The organism is Xanthomonas sp. SHU 308, assembly GCF_000364645.1.
GTDB classification, from domain to species: Bacteria; Pseudomonadota; Gammaproteobacteria; order Xanthomonadales; family Xanthomonadaceae; genus Xanthomonas_A; species Xanthomonas_A sontii.
On record NZ_AQOK01000027.1, the window covers coordinates 1 to 4229 of the forward strand.

5 protein-coding genes are annotated in these 4229 nt (G+C 66.4%); 1 reads left to right on the forward strand and 4 read right to left on the reverse strand.

Annotated features, from left to right (window positions below; genetic code table 11):
* Nucleotides 1–569 (reverse strand): FoF1 ATP synthase subunit a (locus tag D588_RS0101475; protein WP_043083010.1); only part of this gene is annotated, 569 nt, incomplete at its 3' end.
* A 26-nt stretch (nucleotides 570–595) separates the two neighbouring features.
* Nucleotides 596–961, reverse strand: coding sequence for an ATP synthase subunit I (locus tag D588_RS0101480; protein WP_026143249.1), 366 nt, complete (start codon nucleotides 959–961; stop codon nucleotides 596–598).
* Nucleotides 962–1407: 446 nt separating this feature from the next.
* On the opposite strand from D588_RS0101480, the gene D588_RS0101485 reads away from it, so the two are divergent.
* Nucleotides 1408–2220 (forward strand): hypothetical protein, encoded by an 813-nt coding sequence (locus D588_RS0101485; protein ID WP_017911696.1) that lies wholly within the window; start codon nucleotides 1408–1410, stop codon nucleotides 2218–2220.
* Between the two features lie 135 nt (nucleotides 2221–2355).
* On the opposite strand, the gene D588_RS0101490 is transcribed toward D588_RS0101485, so the two are convergent.
* Both D588_RS0101490 and lpdA read right to left on the reverse strand, forming a co-directional pair.
* Entirely contained in the window at nucleotides 2356–2643 is a 288-nt protein-coding gene (locus D588_RS0101490) for a hypothetical protein (protein ID WP_017911697.1), read from the reverse strand.
* A 61-nt stretch (nucleotides 2644–2704) separates the two neighbouring features.
* The coding region (lpdA, locus tag D588_RS0101495) for a dihydrolipoyl dehydrogenase (RefSeq protein WP_017914723.1) at nucleotides 2705–4229 on the reverse strand (1525 nt) is incomplete at its 5' end.

The window sequence follows — 4229 nt, forward strand, 5'->3', positions numbered from 1 at the left end:
CTCAGCCATTCGACGATATTGAGGATCAGGTTGAACGGCAGCATCCACTTGCCGAACGGCGCGGTGAGGAATTCCTTGGTCATCCCGCCCACGCCCTTGGAGCGCAGCGAGAAGAACAGCATCAGGAAGAACACGCTGATCGACATGCCGAGGGTGGCATTGACGTCGGCGGTGGGCACCGGCTTCCACGCATGCACACCAAGCAGTTCCAGCGGCTTGGCGATGAAGTCCGCCGGGATCATCTTGATGAGGTTCATCATCAGGATCCAGAAGAACAGGGTGATCGCGATCGGGGTCACCAGCTTGCTGGTGCCGTGGTAGGTGTCCTTGGCCTGGCGGTCGACGAACTCCAGCAGGATCTCCACGAACGCCTGCCACTTGCCGGGCACGCCGGCGGTGGCCTTGCGCGTGGCCAGCCAGAAGCCGAACACCATCAGCAGGCCCATCAGCAGCGACATCACCAGGGTGTCGACGTGCAACTGCCAGAACCCGCCTTCCTGCACCTGGAAAGTGAGGTTCTTGAGGTGGTGCTGGATGTAGGAGGTAGGGGTTAGTGCCTCGCCCGCCATGAGTCCTGAGCCTTTTCTTGATTCGATCAACGCCTGGCCAGAGCCAGAACCTGGAACATCAGCCCGACGGCGATACCCGCCAACAGGGCCAGAGGAGGCAACCGCCACCAGGCAAAGCCCAGCGCCAGCACCGCGAACACCAACACCCACTTCAGCACCATGGCCACGATCAACCGCGCCAGCGCCGAACCCGCCGCCTGCACGCCGCCATTGAGCGCGGTGCGTGCGGCCAGCCATCCCCCTGCCACGGTCGCCAGCCCGGTTGCGGCGGCGCCCATCGCGTATTTCGGTCCCAGCAGCAGGAACAGCAGGGACACCACGGCCACCGCCACCAGCGGGTAAATCGCTGCGCGCAGCATCAGCCGCCGACCCGCATCAACGGAGTTCAGCACAGAAAATCCTGCAATTGGTGGTGGATTGAGGACGTCTTCGCGTCCGTCGAGCCGCGGAATTATAGCAATGGGACAATTTGCGAGACAACCGCCAGGGGTCCTGACCGCGTCCGAATGCCCATCCGCCCGTAGACGATAACACGGCCACCGCCCGCCGCCGGCGCCGAATGCGGCGTTGCAGCACACCTTTGCGGAGGAACTTTCTGTCCACTGCGCTGTCTGATCGGACAGGGACTGCGCCCATCCTCGTCGGCCCACAGCGCAGACCCACCGAGCCCCGGTCTTCCCGGGGCTCTTTTCGTTGCGCGTTCTGGGACGGGCGTGGCGGCCCGGGCCACCATACTTTCACGAATGGTGGACGCAAATTTAAGGATAGTGACGGCACGCGATGGCCCAGCCATCGACGCCTCATCAAAAAAATCCCAAGACGACGGAGCTTGTCCCCCATGAAACACTTGCTTGCCCTGGCGCTGCCGTGCGCGCTCGCCGCCGCTTACGCCCTGCCCGCCCACGCCGAAGACGGCGACGACCGCTTCACCCTGCGCCTGGGCGCGATGAACGTCGACAACAACAACACCCTGCGCGGCAACACCGTCATCAACGGCAATGCCATCTCCGGGTCGCAGGACTTCAAGCTGGGCGGCAAGGAGTGGGAGCCGCGCGTGGACGGCGTGTTCCGCATCAGCACCCGCCAGCGCCTGATCTTCGACTACTTCAAGTACGACAAGGACCGCCGCGAGGAGCTGGGCCAGGACGTCAGCTATGGCGGCGTCACCGTGCCGTCGGGCAGCTTCGTCAAGGGCCAACTGAAGTATCAGGTCGCCAGCCTGGTGTACGACTACTCGGTGATCGATACGCCGCAGTTCAGCATGGGCCTGCAGCTCGGTGCCGAATGGGCCAAGGTCAACGGCAAGGCCTATGCCGACCTGGGCCCGCTGTACACCGGCACCTTCGTCGACGAAAGCGACGACGGCGCCGCGCCGGTGGTCGGCCTGCGCTTCACCGCGCACCCGAACGAACACTGGCTGTTCAATGTGCAGGGGCAGTACGTCAACACCAAGTGGGGCGATTTCAAGAAATACGACGGCGACCTGAGCCGCGCCAACGCCATCGCCGAGTATCGCTTCACCCGCAACTTCGGCATCTTTGCCGGCTACGACTGGTTCAAGCTCGACGTGGACCGCAAGGGCGGCAACGCCGCGATCGGCCTGAAGCAGGAGTTCAAGGGTCCAGTCGCGGGCGTGACCTTCGCGTTCTGATCTTTCGGGACCCGGAACCCGGGACCCGCGAGCAGTTCCATGCAGAACCCCGCAGCGATGCGGGGTTTTGTCGTTCAACGGGGTGCGCGGCAGATCGCAGACGCGGTGGCAGCGACTGCGGCAACCGACACACGCTCAGGGCGGCTTGGTCGCTCCCGCCACCAGCAGATGCTGGTGCGTCGTGCAGTAGCACTCGTCGTGCCAGCCGTAGTGCGGATCGGTGCAGATCGCATGCTGCACCGTCGCCGGCAGCGCCGCCACGTCGCTGCGCAGGTCGCGCTTCAGCGACACGAAGACCGAGCCCGGATGCGGCCAGTCGGTCCGGCGCGGCGGCTCGGCGATGCGGTTGCCGCTGGCCAGTTCGCGCTGCAGCAGCGCCTGCAGTTCGGGACATAGGGTGCCCTGCCCCACGGCGACCTCCATGCGTGGATTCACCACGGCCGCGACCGCACCGCACGCAGCGGCACGGTCGCGCCGGGCGGCGTCACTTCTTCTTCGGGATGTACAGGTCGGTGATGGTGCCGTCGTAGACCTCGGCGCTCATGCCGACCGATTCGCTCAGGGTCGGATGCGCGTGGATGGTGTGGCCGATGTCCTCGGCCTCCGCGCCCATCTCGATCGCCAGGCCGATCTCGGCCAGCAGGTCGCCGGCGTGCACGCCGACGATCGCGCCGCCGATGATGCGGTGCGTCTCCTCGTCGAAGATCAGCTTGGTGAAGCCCTCGGTGCGGCCGATGCCGATCGCGCGGCCGCTGGCCGCCCACGGGAACTTGGCCACGCCGACCTTCAGGCCCTTGGCCTTGGCCTCGGTCTCGGTGACGCCGACCCAGGCGATTTCCGGGTTGGTGTAGGCCACCGACGGGATCACCCGCGCCACCCACTCCTTCTTCTCGCCGGCGGCCACTTCCGCGGCCAGCTTGCCCTCGTGGGTGGCCTTGTGCGCCAGCATCGGGTTACCGACGATGTCGCCGATGGCGAAGATATGCGGCACGTTGGTGCGCATCTGCCGGTCGACCGGGATGAAACCGCGCTCGGTGACGTTGATGCCGGCCTTGTCGGCGCCGATCTTCTTGCCGTTGGGCGCGCGACCCACCGCGACCAGCACGCGGTCGTAGGTGGTGGCGGCCAGCGCCGGGGTCTCGCCCGCGGTGGCGGCTTCGAAGGTCACGGTGATGCCCTTCTTGTCGGCCTTGACCTCGGCCGCCTTGGTCTTGAGATGGACCTCCACGCCCTGCTTCTTCAAGCGGTCGGCCAGCGGCTTGACCAGGTCCTTGTCGGCGCCCGGCATCAGCTGGTCCATGAACTCGACCACGGTGACCTTGCTGCCCAGCGCGCTGTACACGGTGGCCATTTCCAGGCCGATGATGCCGCCGCCGACCACCAGCAGGGTCTTGGGGATCTCCTGCAGTTCCAGCGCGTCGGTGGAGTCCATCACCCGCTTGTCGTCCCACGGGAAGTTCGGCAGCTTCACCGCCTGCGAGCCGGCGGCGACGATGCAGTGCTCGAAGCGCAGCAACTGGGTCTTGCCGTCGGCGTCGACGATCTCCAGCTCGTTAGGCGACACGAACGACGCCACGCCGGTGACGGTGCGCACCTTGCGCTGCTTGGCCATGCTGGCCAGGCCGCCGGTGAGCTTGCCGACCACCTTTTCCTTGTACTCGCGCAGCTTGTCCAGGGTGATCTTGGGCTTGCCGAAGTCCACGCCGAAGTCGCCGGCATGGGCGACCTCGTCGATCACCGCGGCCGCATGCAGCAGCGCCTTGGACGGGATGCAGCCGACATTGAGGCAGACGCCGCCGAGGCTGGCGTAGCGCTCGATCAGCACCGTGTCCAGACCCAGGTCGGCGGCGCGGAACGCGGCGGTGTAGCCGCCGGGGCCGGCGCCGAGCACCACCATCTTGCATTCGATGTCGGCGGGCTTGCCGCTGGCCAGCGCCGGCTTCGGTGCCGGCGGCTCGGCCGGCGCGCGGTGCGACGGCGCCACCGGCGGCTTGCTGGCCGGCACTTCG